We start from the raw sequence: 16,886 nt of genomic DNA, 5'->3' as shown, positions 1-16,886 counted from the left end.
CGCGACCGTTGTGGGTTCGGGTCGGGTTCTTTTGTTTTGGCGCCTCGGTCAGCATCGGATCTCCGCGTTCCTGCGGGTGTAGAACCACCAGGTCAGCACCACGCAGACCACGTAGAAGCCGATGAAGCCGTAGAGCGCGGCTTCCGCCCCGCCGGTGAGCTCGATGGAGCTGCCGTAGGCCTTCGGGATGAAGAAGGCGCCGTAGGCGGCGATGGCCGAGGTGAAGCCGATGGTGGCGGCCGATTCCTTCTCGCCCTGCCGGATCTGCTGCGCCTCGCCCAGTTCGGGCATCAGGCGCGGGATCTCCTTGCGGAAGATCACCGGGATCATCTGGAAGGTGGATGCGTTGCCCACGCCGGTGGCGAGGAACAGCAACATGAACATCGCGAAGAAGCCCCAGAAGGCGCCCGGCTGCTCCTTGATGCCCAGGAAGAACAGCACGCCGGCCACGCAGGCGATCATCGCGACGAAGACCCACAGCGTGACCCGTCCGCCGCCGAACCTGTCGGAGATCCAGCCGGTCGCCGCGCGGGACAGCGCGCCCACCAGCGGGCCCAGGAAGACGTATTGCAGGGCGTTGGCGTCGGGGAACTGGTTGGTGGCCAAAAGCGGGAAGCCCGCCGAATAGCCGATGAAGGAGCCGAAGGTGCCGGTGTAGAGCACGCACATGATCCAGTTGTGCTTGCGCTTGAAGATCACCGACTGCTCGCGGAAGGATGCCTTTGCGCTGGCGATGTCGTTCATACCGAACCAGGCGGCCAGCGTGCTCAGCAGGATGAACGGCACCCAGATGAATCCGGCGTTCTGCAGCCAGATGCGCCCGCCCTCCGACAGCGTCTGCGGGTCTCCGCCCAGGCCGCCGAAGACGCCCGCGGTGATGACCAGCGGCACCACGAATTGCATCACCGAGACGCCGGCATTGCCTAGCCCGGCGTTCAGCGCCAGTGCGTTCCCCTTCGATTTTTTCGGGAAAAAGAAGGAGATATTGGCCATCGACGAGGCGAAGTTGCCGCCGCCGAAGCCGCACAGCAGCGCCAGCAGAAGGAACACGGCGTAGGGCATATCCGGGTATTGCACCGCGAAGCCGATGCCCAGCGCCGGGATCAGCAGCGAGGCGGTCGAGATCGCGGTCCACCTGCGTCCGCCGAAGATCGGCACCATAAAGGAATAGAAGATGCGCAGCGTCGCCCCGGACAGGCCGGGCAGGGCGGCCAGCCAGAAAAGCTGGTTCGTGGAATAGGCGAAGCCGATCGCCGGCAGCTTCGCCACCACCACCGACCAGACCAGCCAGACCGCGAAGGCCAGCAGCAGCGCCGGGATCGAAATCCACAGGTTGCGCTGGGCGATGGCATAGCCTCGGTCCTTCCAGAAGACCTCGTCGTCGGGGCGCCAGTCGGTGAGAACCTGGCCCATGGTGCCGTTGAACAAGCTTGCGTGAGACATCCGTTCTCCCCTTCTCGCAAGCGTTTAGCGGGCGGGTTGCTGCGAGCCGCCGCGCGATCCGCGCCGGCGGTTCGCGTCGGGCGTGGCCTTGGCCGGGGTGGGCTGGTAGGGCTCCCAAGGCACGTCGGAGAGGCCCTTCTCCTCGGCCAGCTCGGGGTACTTCCGGCGCTCCATCAGGCGGATGGCGATATGCATCCACACCAGGCTGACCAGCACGATGGCGAACAGCAGCATGAAGCAGCTCGTCCACACGCCGGTGAGGTCGTTCATCACGCCGAAGACGATGGGCAGGACGAAGCCGCCCAGGCCGCCGATCATGCCCACGAGGCCACCGACGGAGCCGACGTGCTGCGGGTAGTAGACGGGGATGTGCTTGTAGACGGCGGCCTTGCCCAGCGACATCACGAAGCCCAGCAGCACCGTCAGCACCGCGAACAGCCAGATGCCGACGCCGAAGGAGAACTGGATCGGACCCTCGATGCCGCTGACCACATAGCGGGTTTCGGGGTAGCTGAGGATGAACAGGCAAACGAGCGAGACGATGAAGGTGAGGTACATCACCGAGCGTGCGCCCCACTTGTCGGACATCCAGCCGCCCAGCGCCCGGAACACCGAAGCGGGCAGGGAATACGCCGCTGCCAGCATGCCCGCCGTCTCCAGCGACAGGCCATAGGCGCCGACGTAGTAGCGCGGCAGCCACGAGGCCAGGGCGACGAAGGCGCCGAAGACGAAGAAGTAGTAGGTGGCGAAGCGCCAGACCTGCAGGTTCTTCAGCGGCTCGAGCTGCATCAGCGCCGAGGCCGGCTTCTCCCCGCGCTCGCGCCGGGCAGCGGTCGTCGGGTCCTCCTTGCTGACGAGGTAGAAGCCCACCGCGACGATCGCCAGGACGACGGCGTAGATTTGTGCTGTCTGCTCCCAGCCGAAGGCGACGACCAGGAAGGGTGCGACGAAGTTGGTCACCGCCGCGCCGACGTTGCCCGCGCCGAAGATGCCCAGCGCCGTGCCCTGGCGCTCTTTCTCGAACCACTGCGAGGTGTAGGCGATGCCGACGATGAACGAGCCGCCGGCCAGCCCGACGCCGAGTGCGGCCAGCAGGAAGACGTAATAGCTCTCCACCATCGAAAGCAGCCAGCAGGCCACCGCCGTGGCCAGCATCTGCAGCGTGAACACGAGACGGCCGCCGTACTGCTCGGTCCAGACGCCCAGGAAGATGCGGCTGATCGAGCCGGTGAGCACCGGCGTCGCCACCAGGATACCGAACTGGGTCTCGGACAGGCCCAGGTCCTGCTTAATTTTCACGCCGATAATCGAGAAGATGGTCCAGACCGCGAAGCACGTCGTGAAGGCAAGCGTGCTGAGGCCAAGGGCGCGATACTGTTCGTTCCGGGTGACCCCTGCCAGCTCTTTCATGACTCCTGATCCTGTCTGCCGTGACCGGGTGGTCGCTTTCAAATCGACAGGGGCCCTATGCGCTCTGTTGTCGTCCTAAGCCGTTGACTTGGATCAATCCATATGTCCGATTCTACGGACGTTAGAGTAATTTTGATTGCCGTCATGGAGCGGCCAAATAATATCTTCTCGGGATCGATTTTCCTTCACATCAATGATTGATATTTGTCACGCAATGCCTCATGTTGGCAGACCAGTCCGGAATATGGCGCAAGGCGGGAAATCATGCTGAGGGACAGGGATATCGAGGCGGTGCGGGAGCTGGCCCCGTTTGCCGCGATGCAGTCGGAGAACTTCGAGCGGCTGGTCACGGCCAGTTATCTGCAGCGCTTTCCCAAGGACATCGTCCTCATCGAGGAGGGCGATCCGGCGGACATGCTGCACATCGTCATCGAAGGCGCGGTGGAGATGTATAGCGAGCATGGCGGCCGGCGCACCACCGTGGCGATCTTCCACCCTATCTCGGCCATCATCCTGGCGGCGGTGGTGAAGGACCTGCCCTACCTGCTGTCGGCGCGCACGCTGGAGCCGTCTCGCATTCTTCTGATCCCCGCCGCGACGATCCAGGAGACGATTCGCTCCGATCCCGGATTCGCGCATTCCATGATCGACGAGCTGGCGATGAGCTTCCGGCGCATGACCAAGTCGCTGAAGGATCAGAAGCTGCGCCATGCCAACGTGCGCATCGCCAACTTCCTGCTGCGCCTGCGCGCGCGCAATGGTGGCGCGGACCGCGTCGCCCTGCCGATGGAAAAGGGCGTGACCGCCTCGCTGCTCGGCATGACGCGGGAGAACTTCTCGCGCAGCCTGTCTGTGCTGCGCGAGGAGGGCGTGGTGGTGCGCGGCAACGAGGTCGAGTTCCGCGACGCCGAGCGCCTGCGTGCGTTCGCCCAGCCCAATCCGCTGATCGACGACCCGGACAGTTGAGCGGCAGCTTTGGCTCCATCCACGCCAGGCTTGGAGTGGCGCCCGGCAAGACGAGGCTCAAGGCAATGCCGAGCGCCATCCTGGAATGACAAGCAGCGCCCCTTTCCGCGCGGTCCCGTCCAGTCATTGAAAAGGCCCGGCCGCCGAAGCGGCCGGGCCATTTCGGTCGGACCTGCGGCGAATACTACTTCGGCAGCTCGCCGGTAATCCAGTAGTTCACGAGGTCCGGGTGGTTCTCGACGTACTGCCGGGCAGCCGTCTCGTAGTCCTCGCGCTCGCCGACGTCCATACCCGCTTGCACGTCGTTCAGCGGGATGGTTATGCGGTCGAGCATCTCGTAGACGTCCGGGAACTCGCGGTAGAAGCCTTCGCGCGCGAGGATGTCGGCGCGTTCGATGCTGCCGAGCACACCCTTCGGGTCGGCGATGTAGCGCAGGTCCCAGCGGCCGAACTTCCAGTGCGGGCTCCAGCCGGTGACCACGATCCACTCCTCGTTCTGGATGGCGCGCTTGAGTGCTGCGGTCATGCCGCTGCCCGACGAGATCACCAGGTTGTAGCCCATGTCCTCGAGGCCGTACTCGTCCATGGCCTTTTTCGACAGCCGCGTGAGGCCGGCGCCCGGGCCGATGCCGATGATCTTGCCGTCGAGCTTTTCCATGACCTCCTCGGACATCAGGTCCTCGATCGAATCGAGCTGGTCCTCCGGAACGTAGTCCGGAACGATCCAGCCGAGCCGGGCGCGGCTGTAGATCGGGCCGATGCTGACAGTGTCCTGCGCGACTTTGTCGTAGTAGTCGGAGTGCGTCTCCGGCAGCCAGGAGTCGGTGTGGAAGTCGAGGTCACCCGACTTGACCGCCTGATAGACGGCAGCCGGGTCGGCCTTGGTCATCTCGACTTCGTGGCCCATCTTCTCTCGGACGATGTAGTCGACCACGTGCGAGGTGAAGAGCGCGTCGGACCAGTTGAAGTAGCCGATCTCGACGACGCCGTTGTCTTCCGCTTGCGCGGTGCCAGCGCCGGCAACGGCGACGGCCAGCGCCAGGCATACGCCTGAAAGGTATTTCACGAGTCAGCCTCCCTTGGTTGCGTCTTCTGATGCGAGGGCAGCGGCCAAGCCGTACCGCCCGCACATTCGAACAAGATCCACTCCCAAAGAGCGGAATCCGTGCTTAGGCTAAGGGTCCTGCCCTGAGCGTCAACCTTGCCGCCGTCGTCCGCCCGCTCTTTAAGCGTCGGAACGCGGCCCCGACCCCGTCCCAATCCAACCACTCATACAGCGGAACGACTCGTGGCGATGGTCGAGGAGCCTCTCCAGTCGGGCGCGTTGGGGATCGCCGCCGGCTTTCCGCTCGGGGCCAAGGGGGCGGTCCGCGGAAAATGCGAGCGGGATCGCTTGACCTGCACCGCCGATCTGTCCTAGAACCTCGGCTCGAACGCGGGCCGCCGCATGCGGCCCGTTAGATGTTTGCGACTTACTCAAGAAAACGAAGCGCGGGATCAAACGTCATGGCACGCCGTTGCGCCCTTACAGGCAAGGCCGTCCTGGTCGGCAACCACGTCAGCCACGCGAACAACAAGAACAAGCGTCGCTTCCTGCCGAACCTGCAGGACACTTCGGTGTACAGCGACGCCCTGGATCAGTTGGTCAGCGTGCGCCTCAGCACACATGCAATCCGCACCGTGGAGCACAAGGGCGGCGTCGACGCCTACCTGCTGGGCATTTCGGACAGCAAGCTGAGCGGCGAGGCGCTGAAGCTGAAGCGCCGGATCGAGAAGGCCAAGGCGCGGCAGGCCGCCGCGGCCTGATTGCCTCCGTTTCGGCCGCCCCGGCCGTAGCGGACAGCTCGCAAGGGCCCGCCTCGCTCGCGGGCCTTTTTGCGTGCCGTCATTAAGTTCAGTCAGAAAGCGCGAACATCAGCAGCAGGTTTCGCTGCATGCCGTTGAAGTTGTCATCTGACAGGACGTAGACCAGCGTTTGCCCCGCCGGGCCGCGGCGCGCGGCGAGCCCCTCGAAGTTATCCGCGATCAGGGGCGGCCTGAACGCCGCGATGACCGGCCCCGTCAGAAGGCTTCCGGGCTCGATACGGGCGAGCGGGATCCGCCGGATACGTGTTCTGAAGCCGGTCAGGATGGAAAACTGCCGCTCCAGCACGAGGAGATCGCCGTCCGGAAGCTGCGCGGCCGCTGTCGGCTGGAAGCCGTCCTCGCGCGGATAGGCGACCTCGGTCCAGCCATCCTGGTTTCGCAGGAACCCTAGCCGGTGCTCGCCCGACTCCAGCCCTTCGATCAGCATCAGCAGCCGCCCGTCGGCAAGCCGGGCCAGCGCCTCGGCACCCTTATTGTGCGGGGCCTCCATCAAGCGGTCGGGCGCAGGCACGGGCTCGGCCGGCTGCGCAAGAGGGTGCGGGCCCGCGGGGTAGCGCCACAGGCGATGGCGCTGCTCGAACGCGACGAGCAGAGAGCCGTCGGCAAGGCGCGTCAGGCCCTCGGCGTCGCGGTCGCTGGCGGTGTGCACCGTCTTTCCGGCCGGATCGCGGTAGCCGTCGATGATGGCGTCACCAACGCCAGACAGCTTGCCAGCGGAGTCGTAGGTCAACGCGGCCTCGACCCAGCTTCCCTTGTCGCCGATCGCGACCATACGCATGCCGTCCTGGCTTAGGACCAGGCCCGACAGACCGCCGAAATCGGCATGATCCGCCCGCAGCACCAACCCGCCGCGCCAGATGAGTTTGCCGGCACGCACGACGTCCGGCCTTTCGGGATCCAGCTGGACCGCCGTGCTTCGGAGATCCAGCGGCCCGCGCGAGGTCGCCTGGTGCGGTGCCAGGGTGCAGGCGAACACCACGAGGATCAGGCTGGTACCGGCGGCGCGGAGCAGGCGCATGGCGTTCATCGATTCGCTCGGGTCATGGCAAGGCGGTTACGCATTCAATTACGTGTGAATTTGCCCGATGTCACGACTCTGTGACGCACGCTCCCCCATAATTGCGCCTCCGCATCAGGGAGGGTAAACGCCATGACCGAGATACCGCGCCGACAGATCCTGACCGGACTTGCCAGCCTGCCGCTGGCGGCTGTGCTGGCCGACCCGCGCCTTGCCCGCGCCGCCGCGGCGGAGTTGCAGGAGGTGACCATCGAGACCGCCGGCGGGCGCAGCGTGTCCGCTGCACTGGCGCTGCCGCGGGAAACACCCGCACCAGCGGTTCTGCTGATTCATGAATGGTGGGGCCTGAACGACCAGATCAAGGCGGTCGCGGCGGAACTGGCGGCAAAGCACGGCTATGTCGCGCTTGCGGTGGACCTGTATGGCGGCGAGGTTGCCGAGACGCCGGAGAAGGCGCGGGCGTTGATGGGCGCCGTGGACGACGAGGCCGCGACGGACGCCCTGGCCTCGTGGATTGCCTGGCTGCGCCGGCACGACAAGACCACGGACAAGGTTGGCACGGTGGGCTGGTGCTTCGGCGGCGGCTGGTCGCTCAACGCCTCGATCGCCGCGCCCGTGGACGCGACGGTGATCTACTACGGCCGCGTCACCCGCCCGGCGGCCGACCTGAAACGCCTGCAGGGTCCCGTACTGGGCCATTTCGCCACCCAGGACCGCTGGATCGACGAGGCGATGGTCGGCGGCTTCGCAAGCGAGATGCAGGCGGCCGGCAAGACGCTGGAGGCCCATTGGTACACGGCGGACCACGCCTTCGCGAACCCGACCGGCGCGCGCTACGACAAGGAAGACGCCCAGCTCGCATGGTCGCGCACGCTGACCTTCTTCAGCCGGCATTTGCGGGGGTAGGGCACCACCGCGCCCCGCGCCGTCCGGCTCGCCACCACGCATAGCCCCCATTCCGCGTTTGCACTGCGGGATGTGCGATACCTGTTTTACCCTTTGCGAGGGTAAACCTCGGAGGATTCATGCCCGCAGCCGCCCGTCCGGCCGCCTGGCTTGTGTTGTTCGCCGCCATGGTGGTGCTGGGCCTCAATATGGGGGTTCGCCAGACCTTCGGCCTGTTCCTGGAGCCGATGACGGCGGCCCTGGATATCAGCCGTGGCACCTTCTCCCTCGCGATTGCTGTGCAGAACCTGCTGTGGGGCGTGCTGCAGCCGGTATGCGGCGCGCTGGCGGATCGCTATGGCAGCGGCCGCATCATGGCCGTGGGCGGCGTGCTCTACGCCATCGGGCTGGCCGTGATGGCGCTGGTGCAAACGCCGCTTGGCCTGCATCTCGGCGCCGGCCTCCTGGTCGGCATCGCGGTCAGTGCCAGCGGCTTTCCCCTCGTCCTCTCCGCTGTCGCCCGTGCCGCGCCGGAAGACAAGCGCAGCGCGTGGCTGGGTCTCGCTTCCGCCGGCGGCTCGATGGGGCAGTTCGTGCTGCTGCCGGGCGCGCAGGGCCTGATCGCCGGGCTTGGATGGGTCGACGCGCTGCTGGTGCTGGGCCTGCTCTCGGCGCTGATCGTGCCGCTGGCCGCCGCGCTGGCCGGGAAGGCTCACACGGGCGCGGGCAGCATCGGCGAGCAGAGCCTGAAGGAGGCGATGGGCGAGGCCGGGCGGCATCCCGGCTTCCTGCTGCTGACGGCCGGGTTCTTCGTCTGCGGCTTCCACGTCTCGTTCGTCGCGACGCATCTGCCGGCCTACATCTCGGCCACCGGGTTGGCGGCCTTCGTCGGCGCGACGGCCCTGAGCCTCATCGGCTTCTTCAACATCATCGGCGGGCTTTCCGCCGGCTGGCTGGGCGGGCGTTTTCGCAAGAAGCGGGTGCTGACCTACATCTACCTGGGCCGGGCGGCGGCGATCGTCCTGCTTCTGGTGCTGCCGAAGACTGCCATCACGGTCTACGCTTTCTCGGCCGTGTTCGGATTGCTGTGGCTGGGGACGGTGCCGCTGACCAGCGGTCTGGTCGGCCAGATCTTCGGGCCGCGCTACATGGCGACGCTGTTCGGCTTCGTCATGTTCAGCCACCAGATCGGCGCTTTCTTCGGCGCCTGGCTGGGCGGCATCAGCTATGACGTCACGGGCTCCTACCAGATTGTCTGGCTGATCGCGGTCCTCCTGGGTCTGGCGGCCGCGGCGCTGCACTGGCCGATCGCGGATGCGCCGGTCGGCCGGCTGGCCCGTCAGGCGAAAGGGGCATAGCCGCGCGGACGTGCAACTTTGGGTTAGCGATTCCCCTGTCGCCGTCCGGGCAGTATGCTTTCTGGCGAAAGATTCATAGTCGTGACGTCGGCCCGCCGGGTGGGGACCGCCAGCGGCGTATTTCAAGCGAGCGTGAATGAACGACAAGGACCAAAAGCTCATCGGCGGCGCCTTCGCCTTCGCCGCCTTCGGGTCGTGGGGCGTATTGCCGATCTACTTCAAGGCGGTGGCCCATGTCCCGGCCTTGCAGATCCTCTCGCACCGCGTCGTCTGGTCGGTGGTGCTGCTGGCGATCCTGGTGACGGTGCTGCGGCGCTGGCCCGCCATCCGCGCCGCGCTACGCGACCGCCGCACGCTTCTGATGCTGGGCGGCAGCACGCTGTTCATCTGCGCGAACTGGCTGACGTTCATCTGGGCGGTGCAGGTCGAGCGGGTAATGGAGATCTCGCTGGGCTACTATATCAATCCACTGGTGAACGTGCTGCTTGGCGTCCTGGTCCTGCGCGAGCGGCTGAACGCGGCGCAGGGCGCGGCCGTGGCCCTCGCCGCCGTCGGCGTCGCCAATCTGGCGGTGCAGACGACGGGCGTGCCGTGGCCGTCGCTTGTCCTGGCGTTCTCGTTCGGCATCTACGGCCTGATCCGCAAGACGACGGCCTTGGGCTCGATCGACGGGCTGTTCCTGGAGACGACGCTGATGGCCCCGGTCGCGCTGGGCTATCTGATCTTCGCGGGATACGCCGGTTTCGGGGCGTTCGGCACGATGGGGGCCGGAACGGACTTGCTGCTGATTGCCGCCGGCGCGATAACGGCCCTGCCGCTGATCTGGTTCGCAAGCGGCGCCCGGCGGATCACCTATATCGCCATCGGTTTCTTCCAGTACCTGGCGCCGTCGGGACATTTCCTGCTGGCCGTCTTTGTCTTCGGCGAGCCGTTCACGACGGCACACCTGATAACTTTCGGCTGCATCTGGGCGGGATTGGTCGTCTTCTCCGCGGATACCTGGCGGCGGGCCATACACTCGCGGCGCGCCCGGGCCGCAGCGGCGGCGGAGTAGGCGAGCCTGCCCACGGCGGCTGGTTTGCGATTGACTCGCACTCGCACGTGCGGCAACAATGCGAATAGGTCGCAATCGCACGGGAGAGCCCGGATGAGCAGCCGCGGGAAAATCGTCGTGGAACTGGCGTCGGATGCGGCGCCTGCGATGCACCGCTACCTCGTGCTGACTGCCACCGGAATGTTGGTGGTCGCCGGCATCATTTCTTTCGGCCTGTCGCTGTAAGCGGGACGGGAATTACCGCCGCTTACTTGCGAGCATCGGCCCGCGAAGCACGACGGGGCGGGAACGCCGCCCGCGCCCTTATTCCATTTCCAGCGCACGCTTGTAGAGTTCGAGCAGGTGTTCCTGCTCGCTGCGGTCGTCGCGGTCCATCTTCCGCAGCTTGACGACCTGGCGCATGATCTTGGTGTCGAAGCCGTTGGCCTTGGCCTCGGCATAGACTTCGCGGACGTCCGCCGTCAGCGCCTGCTTCTCTTCCTCCAGACGCTCGATTCGCTCGATGTACTGCTTGAGCTGATCCGCCGCGATGCCGCCGACGTCGGCCATGACGCAAGACCTCCGAAAACCCGATGATGTGTGTGCCCTGAGACGCTTGCCCCGGCCGCGCGGGGCCGGGGCATGCTACGGCGGCGGACACTAGCCGGGGCGGATCGCGTTGGCAACGCCATCCCGCAATGCCCCGCCCAGTGTGTGGTTCGCGGCGGTCAGTGCCCGCTGCCGTGCTGCTCGGCGAAGGCCTGCTTTTGTTCCGGAGTCGCCTCGGTCTGGTACTTCGCCTTCCATTCCTGATAGGGCATGCCGTAGACGATCTCCCGCGCGCCGTCGTAGTCCACCTCGATGCCGCGCTCCTTTGCCGCGGCGGCGTACCACTTCGACAGGCAGTTGCGGCAGAAGCCGGCCAGGTTCATCAGGTCGATGTTCTGCACGTCGGTGCGCTCGCGCAGGTGCTGAACCAGGTCACGGAAGACCTGCGCCTCGATCTCGGTACGCGTCTTATCGTCCATGGCGCCACTCCAGTTCGCGTTGTCCCGCCAGATGCTATGATGCCCCCGGCGCTCTCTTTCAAGCCCTGGCGTGATAGCGCTCAGTCATCGCGAAGGGCAAAGCGCACGGGGACGCTCACCTTGTCGGCGACCGACGTTCCGTCCTCGGACGCGGGCGAGAAGCGCCAACCGCGCACGGCATCCAGGGCGGCCCGGTCCAGCGCGGCATAGCCGCTGCTCTCCCGCACCTCGACGGCTTTCACGGTTCCGTCCGCCGCCACGGCCACCTCCAGCACCACGCGGCCTTCCCAGCCGCGCCGCCGCGCGCGGGTCGGGTAGCTTGGCGCGGGATTGCCGGCCGCCGGGGCGGCCGCCTGTCGGCCCGCACCCTGCGTTCCGTTGCCGGTTTCGCCGTTTCCCTTGGCTGCAAGCTGGGCCTTGTCCTCACCGTCGTTGCCTTCGCCCTCCGCCACGGCGGGCGCGGAGCCGTTCAAGCTGGCCAGCTGCCGTCGCGTCGCGGGGTGGGGCGTGGCCGGCTGCTCGTGCCCGCCGGAGGCAGGCTCTTTCGTGACCTTGGCCCGTTCGCGCGGCGGCTCGGCGGGTGGCTCGGGCGGCCGCGTCTCTTGGACGGAAGCCGTCTTCCGTGCGGGCATCTCGGGCTTGCGCGGCGGCGCCGGGAGCGTGGCCTCGGCGGTCACGGACCGCGGCGCCTCCAGTTCGGGTTTGGGCGCGGCCTCGGGCGTCGGGTCGGCAGGCGGCGGTGTGGCCGCCTCCGATACCTTTGGCGGCGCGGTGTCCTTCTTCGCCACCTTTCGCACCGGCGGCTGCGGCCCGGTGGGCTCCTTCGCTTCGGGCTTTGCCGCCTCCTTTACCGCTGCCTTCGGTGGCGCCGCGCTGGCAGCGGCCTCCTCCGCGTCGTTTTTCTCCGCCGTTTCCGTACCTTCCCGGCCGCTGGCGCCGCCAAGCGGGCCGGTGACCAGCGTCACCGCGATGGCCTTGCCGCCGACGTCGACCTCGCGCCCGGAACCCCACGACTGCACAAAAGCAAGCGCGAGACCGGCATGCAGCAGCAGCGACACGGCAGCGGCCGCCGCCACCCGTCCGCGGCGGGCGGGAAGGGCGCGCTGCCCACGCGGGACCGGGCGCTCGTCCGGCGTCATCCCGTGCCCTCCGCCAGAGAGCTGTCGTCTTTGTCGCCCAGCCGGTCCCAGGGCACGACGAAGGGCTCGCCACCCTGCCGGCCCAGCACCGCGCGCACGCGATAGACGCTGTCGAGGCGCTGCGGCGTCAGCACCTCTTCAGGCGGGCCGCTGGCCGCGACCTTGCCGTCGGCCAGCAGCACCAGCCGGTCGCAGAAGCGCGCCGCCAGTGTCAGGTCATGCAGGACCACGACCACCGCCTTCCCCGCTTGGGAGAGTGCGCGCAGGTGCTCCATCACCTCCAGGCGATGATAGGGGTCCAGGCCCGAGACCGGCTCGTCCGCCAACAGAAGCTGCGGCTCCCCGGCCAGCGCGCGGGCCAGCAGCACGCGCGCCCGCTCGCCGCCGGAAAGCTCCGTGACCGGCCGCTCGGCCAGATGTTCCACCCCGGTCGCGGCAAGCGCCGTGTCGACGGCCCGCTCGTCCGCCGTTTCCGGCTTCGACCAACGCTCCCGGTGCGGCAGGCGGCCCAGCATCACCAGCGTGCGCACCGGCACGGCCCAGTAGCTGCCGCCGCCCTGCGGCAGATAGGCGACCCGCGCCGCGAAGTGGCCGTGCGGCAGGCTGCCCACCGGCTGCCCTTCCAGGCGAACCTCGCCGCGCACGGGCTTCAGGACACCCGCCAGCGCGCGCAGAAGCGTCGTCTTGCCGGCCCCGTTCGGCCCTACCAGCCCGACGGTCTCGCCGGGAGCGAGGGTGAAGGCCACGTCGTCCAGCACGGGCCGCCGGCCCAGGCTCACGGCAAGGCTGGAGGCTTCGAGCAGCGCGGTCATGTCGCCTCCCGCCGGCTTTGCACCACCAGCCAGAAGAAGAAGGGCGCGCCGATCAGCGCCGTCACGACGCCAAGCTTCAGCTCCTGCCCCGGCGTGACGACGCGCACGGCCATGTCGGCCAGCAGCAGCAGCACGGCCCCGCCCAGCGCGCTCACCGGCAGCAGCGCGCCCGGCCGGTAACCGACCAGCGGGCGCAGCAGGTGCGGGATCACCAGCCCGACGAAGCCGATGGCGCCGGCCACCGCCGTCGCCGCCCCGACCGACAGCGCGGTGCCCAGGATCAGGCGGCGACGCAGCGCGCGCAAGTCGAAGCCCAGGCTTCGCGCCGCGTCTTCGCCCAGCGTCAGCGCATCCAGCCCGCGCGCGCAACTCGCCAGCAGCAGCCAGCCGATAGCCATGAAGGGGACGGCGAGCGCCACGTGCTCCATGCTGCGCCCGCTCAGCGATCCCAGCAGCCAGAACACGATCTCCAGCGCGGCGAACGGGCTTGGCGCGAGGTTGAGCGCGAGCGAGGTCAGCGCCGCCGCGAAGGACGTCACCGCCACGCCGGCCAGGATCAGGCTCAGCGTGCCGGCGTCGCGCCCGGCCAGCGCCTGCACCAGCAGCACGGCGCAGACGGCGCCGGCCATGCCGCCGATCGGCAGCGCCAGCGAGAAAGCCGCCGAGAGGCCGGTGTAGAGGGTCAGCACCGCGCCCAGCGCCGCCGCGCCGGAGATGCCGATCAGGCCCGGCTCGGCCAACGGATTGCGCAGATAGCCCTGGAGCGCCGCGCCCGCCAGTCCCAGCGTGGCGCCGATGGTCGCGGCCAGCAGGCTTCGCGGCAGGCGGATCTCCTGCACGACGAGCACGACGGTCTCCGAACGCAGGCCGAACAGTCCGTCCAGCACCGCTAGCGGCGCCAGCCCCGCCGGGCCGACGAGCAGCGACCCCGCGAAAGCCGCGATCACCAGCAGTGCAAGCGAAGGGAGCAGCCAGCCGCGCATGTCAGCCGCCCTCCCGCTGGACCGCGCGGCGGGCTTCCGCCAGGCGGGCGACAGCCTCGGCCAGTTGCGGCCCGCCACAGGTCCACAGGGCTTCCGGAACGATGGCGACGGCCGTCCGTTCGCGCAGGTGGCGCAACGCCGGATGGTCGAGAAGGTGCGTCGCCTGCGACGGCGCGTTCTCGCCGTGGTTCTGCAGGATCAATACGTCAGGCCGTGCCACCACCAGATGTTCGAGGGAAAGCGGCGAGGGGCCACGCAGCCCCATCTCGGCCGCGAGATTGCTGAGGCCTGCGGCCTCCACCGCGGCGTCGGCCAGCTCGCCATCGCCCACGGCGATGCCGTTGGCCTCGTAGATGACGGCGCTCGGGCGGGCACCCGCGCCGGCGGGGGCGGCGGCGCGCAGCTTGCGGTCGAAGGCTCGGATCAAGGCTTCGCCGCGCTTCGAAACGCCCAGCACATCGGCGATTCTACGAATCTGCGCCCGGACCGCCGGGATGTCGCGCGGCGGTGCCATCTCCACCACGCGATAGTCGAGGCGGCGCAACAGCGCCACTGTCGCCCGGCTGGTGTATGTCCCGGCCAGCACGAGGTCGGGGTCGAGGCGCAGCACCTCCTCCGCCCGGCCGTGGTTTCGCGGAATGCCGCGCGCCCTGCCGGCGACGGCGGAGTAGCGCGGGTCGGCGCCCAGGAATGAGATCGAGGCGATGCGCTCGCGCTCCAGCAGTTCGAGCACGAGCTGGTCGGTGCAGAGGTTCAGCGATACCACGCGCGCCGGCCGCTCGCCGTCCGCCGCTCCCGCTGCCCCGGGCTGGAGGCATGCCAGGATAGCGAAGGCGGCGATGACGAGGACGGCGCGGGCGCGTGGCATCGCCTACACCCTCAGAACCGTATGCGGGTGCCCGCGAAGGCTTCCAGGCCCGGTGCCTTGAAGCCGTCGGCCACCTCGTAATCGCGGTCGAGGGCGTTCTCCACCCGCGCCGTCAGGTCAATGGAATCGGTGATGCCGTAGCTGCCGGCCACGCGCACCACGCCATAGTCGGGCAGGTCGACGCGCCCGCCGTTGAGGCCGATGTCCTTGATGTCCGACAGGATCACCACGCCGCCGGTCAGCGTGGCCCTTGGCGTGATCCGCCAGGCGGCGTCGAAGCTGATCTTGTGCTTGGGCCGGCGCACCAGCGTCTGCCCGGTGTCCGCGTCCTCGGCCAGCAGGTAGGTGTAGTCCGCCCGCAGGTCGACCGTGTCGATGGGCGAGACGGCGATGAAGCTCTCCACGCCGCGCGTCTCGATGTCGACGTTGTTGACCGTGGTGGAGTTGAAGGCGGCGTCGAACACCGTGGTCACGCCGTCGTCGATGTCGAGCTGGAAGTAGGTCGCGCCGAACCGCACGCGGTTCTCGAACAGCGGCTGCTCGAAGCCGGCCTCCCAGCCGAAGCTTTTTTCCGCATCGAGGTCGGGGTTGCCGCGAAAGGCGGTGCCGAAGTTGGTCGGGTTGAAGCCGAAGCGCTCAAGCAGCGAGGGCGTCTTGAAGCCGGTGCCGACGCTGCCCTTCAGGCGCGTTCGTGTGGCCTCCACCCGGTAGGTGGGCGCCACGTGCCAAGTGGTCTCGCCGCCGAAGTCCTCGGTCTCGTCGTGGCGGATGCCGACGGTGCCCGAGAGCCGCTCGGTCAACTGGAAGACGTCCTGGACGAAGACGGCGCCGACGGCGGCGCTGCCGTCCGACTGCTGATTGACGACGAAGCCGCCGAAATTGGTGGAGCCGGAGGAGTCGAAGCTCTCGTCGAAGAACTCGCCGCCGACGATCAGCGTGTGATCCGGGTGGACGTCGATCTCGTTCTCGAAGGTGACGCCGACACGGTCGCCCTCGTTCCTCGTGTCCTGGACAGTGAGGCTCGGATCGACCGCGTCCAGCTTGTTCGAATTATCGCGCGTGAAGTCCGAATAGCTGAAAGTCAGCGATGGACGGTAGCGGCCCTGGAAGAACTCGCCGGCGATCTCCGCGCTTGTATAGACCTCGCGCACGTCCTCTTCGGAGTTCGGGTCCTCCGGTGCTGTGTCCAGCTCAATGCGGGAGTCGGTCGCCTGGCCGAACATCGAGAAGGTCACCTGGTCGGTGACGTCGACGTCTACCTGCGCCGAGCCGACGATGGAGCGATAGCCGTCGTCCTCTTCCGACACGCCGGCCGGCCGGTAGCGATCCGGCGTCACGGTATCGCCCTCGGTGGTAACGCCGCTCAGGCTCACGTCGAAGCCGACCCGGCCCTGGCGGCCGTTCAGATGAGCGCTGCCGTCGAAGGTCTCCAGGCTGCCGGCCTCGGCGCGGACGCTGCCGCGCACGCCCTCCGCACCCGGCTTGCGGGTGATGATGTTGATGACGCCGCCGATGGCATCGCTGCCGAAAAGCGAGCTTTGCGGGCCGCGCACCACCTCGATCCGCTCCACGTTGTCGGTGGTGAGGTCCGCGAAATTGAAGGCGCCGGTCGGCGTGCTTGGGTTGCTGATCCGCTGGCCGTTCAATAGCACCAGCGTCTGGTTGGAGTTCGAGCCGCGCATGAAGATGGAGGTGTTCGCCCCGCGCGGCCCCTGCTGCACCATGCGCAGGCCGGGGACGCTGCCGAGCGCCTCGGTCACTGTCTTGTACTGGCGTTCCTCGATCTGCTGGCGGTCGATCACGCTGACCGAGCTGCCGATCGCCTCGATCCGGGTGGGAACGCGGGTGGCGGTCACCACCACCTCGTCCACCGATGTCTGCGCCGCCGCCGGAAGCGCCGCCGCCGCGGCCAGTCCCCCGGCGGCCACGGTCGCGCGAAGAATGCGTGCTGTCTGGCCTCGACGGTCGAAGCCGTCCCCTGATGTCGTCACGGTCATAGAGCCCTCCGCCCCTTGTGTGCCCAGTCGTGGCCCGGTTCGGAACCGGGGCGTGACGGAGGCGGCGTTCGCACACGCGG

General features: G+C 67.9%; 17 protein-coding genes. 6 read left to right on the top strand and 11 right to left on the bottom strand.

What is annotated here, in order from left to right:
- Positions 1–48: 48 nt before the first annotated feature.
- Both DRB17_RS04490 and DRB17_RS04485 read right to left on the bottom strand, forming a co-directional pair.
- On the bottom strand, positions 49–1,443 hold the full coding sequence (locus DRB17_RS04490) for a NarK family nitrate/nitrite MFS transporter (protein WP_147274799.1): 1,395 nt from the start codon (positions 1,441–1,443) through the stop codon (positions 49–51).
- 24 nt (positions 1,444–1,467) lie between these two features.
- Positions 1,468–2,853: an MFS transporter gene (locus DRB17_RS04485; RefSeq protein WP_114580988.1), complete on the bottom strand. Its 1,386-nt coding sequence runs from the start codon at positions 2,851–2,853 to the stop codon at positions 1,468–1,470.
- A 264-nt stretch (positions 2,854–3,117) separates the two neighbouring features.
- Between DRB17_RS04485 and DRB17_RS04480 the strand changes: the two genes are divergently transcribed.
- Positions 3,118–3,819, top strand: a complete 702-nt coding sequence (locus DRB17_RS04480; protein WP_241503741.1) for a helix-turn-helix domain-containing protein — start codon at positions 3,118–3,120, stop codon at positions 3,817–3,819.
- Between the two features lie 184 nt (positions 3,820–4,003).
- Here the strand turns inward: DRB17_RS04480 and DRB17_RS04475 are convergent, their stop codons facing one another.
- Positions 4,004–4,885, bottom strand: coding sequence for a glycine betaine ABC transporter substrate-binding protein (locus DRB17_RS04475; protein ID WP_114580987.1), 882 nt, complete (start codon positions 4,883–4,885; stop codon positions 4,004–4,006).
- 440 nt (positions 4,886–5,325) lie between these two features.
- On the opposite strand from DRB17_RS04475, the gene rpmB reads away from it, so the two are divergent.
- Positions 5,326–5,625 carry a 50S ribosomal protein L28 gene (gene rpmB, locus DRB17_RS04470; RefSeq protein WP_114580986.1) on the top strand — a complete coding sequence of 100 codons (300 nt, stop codon included), beginning with the start codon at positions 5,326–5,328 and terminating at the stop codon, positions 5,623–5,625.
- A gap of 88 nt (positions 5,626–5,713) precedes the next feature.
- On the opposite strand, the gene DRB17_RS04465 is transcribed toward rpmB, so the two are convergent.
- Positions 5,714–6,712 carry an esterase-like activity of phytase family protein gene (locus DRB17_RS04465; protein WP_114580985.1) on the bottom strand — a complete coding sequence of 333 codons (999 nt, stop codon included), beginning with the start codon at positions 6,710–6,712 and terminating at the stop codon, positions 5,714–5,716.
- A 123-nt stretch (positions 6,713–6,835) separates the two neighbouring features.
- Here DRB17_RS04465 and DRB17_RS04460 point away from each other — a divergent pair, with 123 nt between their 5' ends.
- The 4 genes from DRB17_RS04460 (at position 6,836) to DRB17_RS20805 (ending at position 10,225) form a co-directional block, all read left to right on the top strand.
- A complete protein-coding gene (locus tag DRB17_RS04460) occupies positions 6,836–7,609 on the top strand; it encodes a dienelactone hydrolase family protein (protein ID WP_114580984.1) in 774 nt (257 codons plus the stop codon).
- 119 nt (positions 7,610–7,728) lie between these two features.
- Entirely contained in the window at positions 7,729–8,946 is a 1,218-nt protein-coding gene (locus DRB17_RS04455) for an MFS transporter (RefSeq protein ID WP_114580983.1), read from the top strand.
- A 136-nt stretch (positions 8,947–9,082) separates the two neighbouring features.
- Positions 9,083–10,000, top strand: a complete 918-nt coding sequence (gene rarD / locus DRB17_RS04450) for an EamA family transporter RarD (RefSeq protein WP_114580982.1) — start codon at positions 9,083–9,085, stop codon at positions 9,998–10,000.
- Positions 10,001–10,093: 93 nt separating this feature from the next.
- Positions 10,094–10,225 carry a hypothetical protein gene (locus DRB17_RS20805; protein ID WP_277738562.1) on the top strand — a complete coding sequence of 44 codons (132 nt, stop codon included), beginning with the start codon at positions 10,094–10,096 and terminating at the stop codon, positions 10,223–10,225.
- 78 nt (positions 10,226–10,303) lie between these two features.
- Here the strand turns inward: DRB17_RS20805 and DRB17_RS04445 are convergent, their stop codons facing one another.
- The 7 genes from DRB17_RS04445 to DRB17_RS04415 all read right to left on the bottom strand — a co-directional run bounded on the left by DRB17_RS04445 (position 10,304) and on the right by DRB17_RS04415 (position 16,806).
- Positions 10,304–10,549, bottom strand: coding sequence for a DUF2312 domain-containing protein (locus DRB17_RS04445; protein WP_114580981.1), 246 nt, complete (start codon positions 10,547–10,549; stop codon positions 10,304–10,306).
- A 158-nt stretch (positions 10,550–10,707) separates the two neighbouring features.
- Positions 10,708–11,007 carry a DUF1244 domain-containing protein gene (locus DRB17_RS04440; protein ID WP_114580980.1) on the bottom strand — a complete coding sequence of 100 codons (300 nt, stop codon included), beginning with the start codon at positions 11,005–11,007 and terminating at the stop codon, positions 10,708–10,710.
- Positions 11,008–11,087: 80 nt separating this feature from the next.
- Positions 11,088–12,146, bottom strand: coding sequence for an energy transducer TonB (locus tag DRB17_RS04435; protein ID WP_114580979.1), 1,059 nt, complete (start codon positions 12,144–12,146; stop codon positions 11,088–11,090).
- Positions 12,143–12,958: an ABC transporter ATP-binding protein gene (locus DRB17_RS04430; protein ID WP_114580978.1), complete on the bottom strand. Its 816-nt coding sequence runs from the start codon at positions 12,956–12,958 to the stop codon at positions 12,143–12,145. The genes DRB17_RS04435 and DRB17_RS04430 overlap by 4 nt, the downstream gene beginning before the upstream one ends.
- A complete protein-coding gene (locus DRB17_RS04425) occupies positions 12,955–13,941 on the bottom strand; it encodes a FecCD family ABC transporter permease (RefSeq protein WP_114580977.1) in 987 nt (328 codons plus the stop codon). Before DRB17_RS04425 ends, DRB17_RS04430 begins: the two co-directional genes overlap by 4 nt.
- A gap of 1 nt (position 13,942) precedes the next feature.
- Entirely contained in the window at positions 13,943–14,809 is an 867-nt protein-coding gene (locus DRB17_RS04420) for an ABC transporter substrate-binding protein (protein WP_114580976.1), read from the bottom strand.
- An 11-nt stretch (positions 14,810–14,820) separates the two neighbouring features.
- A complete protein-coding gene (locus DRB17_RS04415) occupies positions 14,821–16,806 on the bottom strand; it encodes a TonB-dependent receptor plug domain-containing protein (RefSeq protein WP_114580975.1) in 1,986 nt (661 codons plus the stop codon).
- Positions 16,807–16,886 lie beyond the last annotated feature (80 nt).

It is taken from the genome of Ferruginivarius sediminum (assembly GCF_003344765.1).
Lineage (GTDB): Bacteria > Pseudomonadota > Alphaproteobacteria > Kiloniellales > Rhodovibrionaceae > Ferruginivarius > Ferruginivarius sediminum.
This window is presented reverse-complemented; position numbering and strand designations above follow the sequence as displayed.

Bases quoted from the DNA above. Each gene is read 5' to 3' on its own strand.
- DRB17_RS04435 (WP_114580979.1), bottom strand. From the start codon at position 12,146: ATGACGCCGGACGAGCGCCCGGTCCCGCGTGGGCAGCGCGCCCTTCCC.
- rpmB (WP_114580986.1), top strand. From the start codon at position 5,326: ATGGCACGCCGTTGCGCCCTTACAGGCAAGGCCGTCCTGGTCGGCAAC.
- DRB17_RS20805 (WP_277738562.1), top strand. From the start codon at position 10,094: ATGAGCAGCCGCGGGAAAATCGTCGTGGAACTGGCGTCGGATGCGGCG.
- DRB17_RS04440 (WP_114580980.1), bottom strand. From the start codon at position 11,007: ATGGACGATAAGACGCGTACCGAGATCGAGGCGCAGGTCTTCCGTGAC.
- DRB17_RS04465 (WP_114580985.1), bottom strand. From the start codon at position 6,712: ATGAACGCCATGCGCCTGCTCCGCGCCGCCGGTACCAGCCTGATCCTC.
- DRB17_RS04415 (WP_114580975.1), bottom strand. From the start codon at position 16,806: ATGACCGTGACGACATCAGGGGACGGCTTCGACCGTCGAGGCCAGACA.
- DRB17_RS04455 (WP_114580983.1), top strand. From the start codon at position 7,729: ATGCCCGCAGCCGCCCGTCCGGCCGCCTGGCTTGTGTTGTTCGCCGCC.
- DRB17_RS04430 (WP_114580978.1), bottom strand. From the start codon at position 12,958: ATGACCGCGCTGCTCGAAGCCTCCAGCCTTGCCGTGAGCCTGGGCCGG.
- DRB17_RS04485 (WP_114580988.1), bottom strand. From the start codon at position 2,853: ATGAAAGAGCTGGCAGGGGTCACCCGGAACGAACAGTATCGCGCCCTT.
- DRB17_RS04445 (WP_114580981.1), bottom strand. From the start codon at position 10,549: ATGGCCGACGTCGGCGGCATCGCGGCGGATCAGCTCAAGCAGTACATC.
- DRB17_RS04460 (WP_114580984.1), top strand. From the start codon at position 6,836: ATGACCGAGATACCGCGCCGACAGATCCTGACCGGACTTGCCAGCCTG.
- DRB17_RS04480 (WP_241503741.1), top strand. From the start codon at position 3,118: ATGCTGAGGGACAGGGATATCGAGGCGGTGCGGGAGCTGGCCCCGTTT.
- DRB17_RS04420 (WP_114580976.1), bottom strand. From the start codon at position 14,809: ATGCCACGCGCCCGCGCCGTCCTCGTCATCGCCGCCTTCGCTATCCTG.
- DRB17_RS04425 (WP_114580977.1), bottom strand. From the start codon at position 13,941: ATGCGCGGCTGGCTGCTCCCTTCGCTTGCACTGCTGGTGATCGCGGCT.
- rarD (WP_114580982.1), top strand. From the start codon at position 9,083: ATGAACGACAAGGACCAAAAGCTCATCGGCGGCGCCTTCGCCTTCGCC.
- DRB17_RS04490 (WP_147274799.1), bottom strand. From the start codon at position 1,443: ATGTCTCACGCAAGCTTGTTCAACGGCACCATGGGCCAGGTTCTCACC.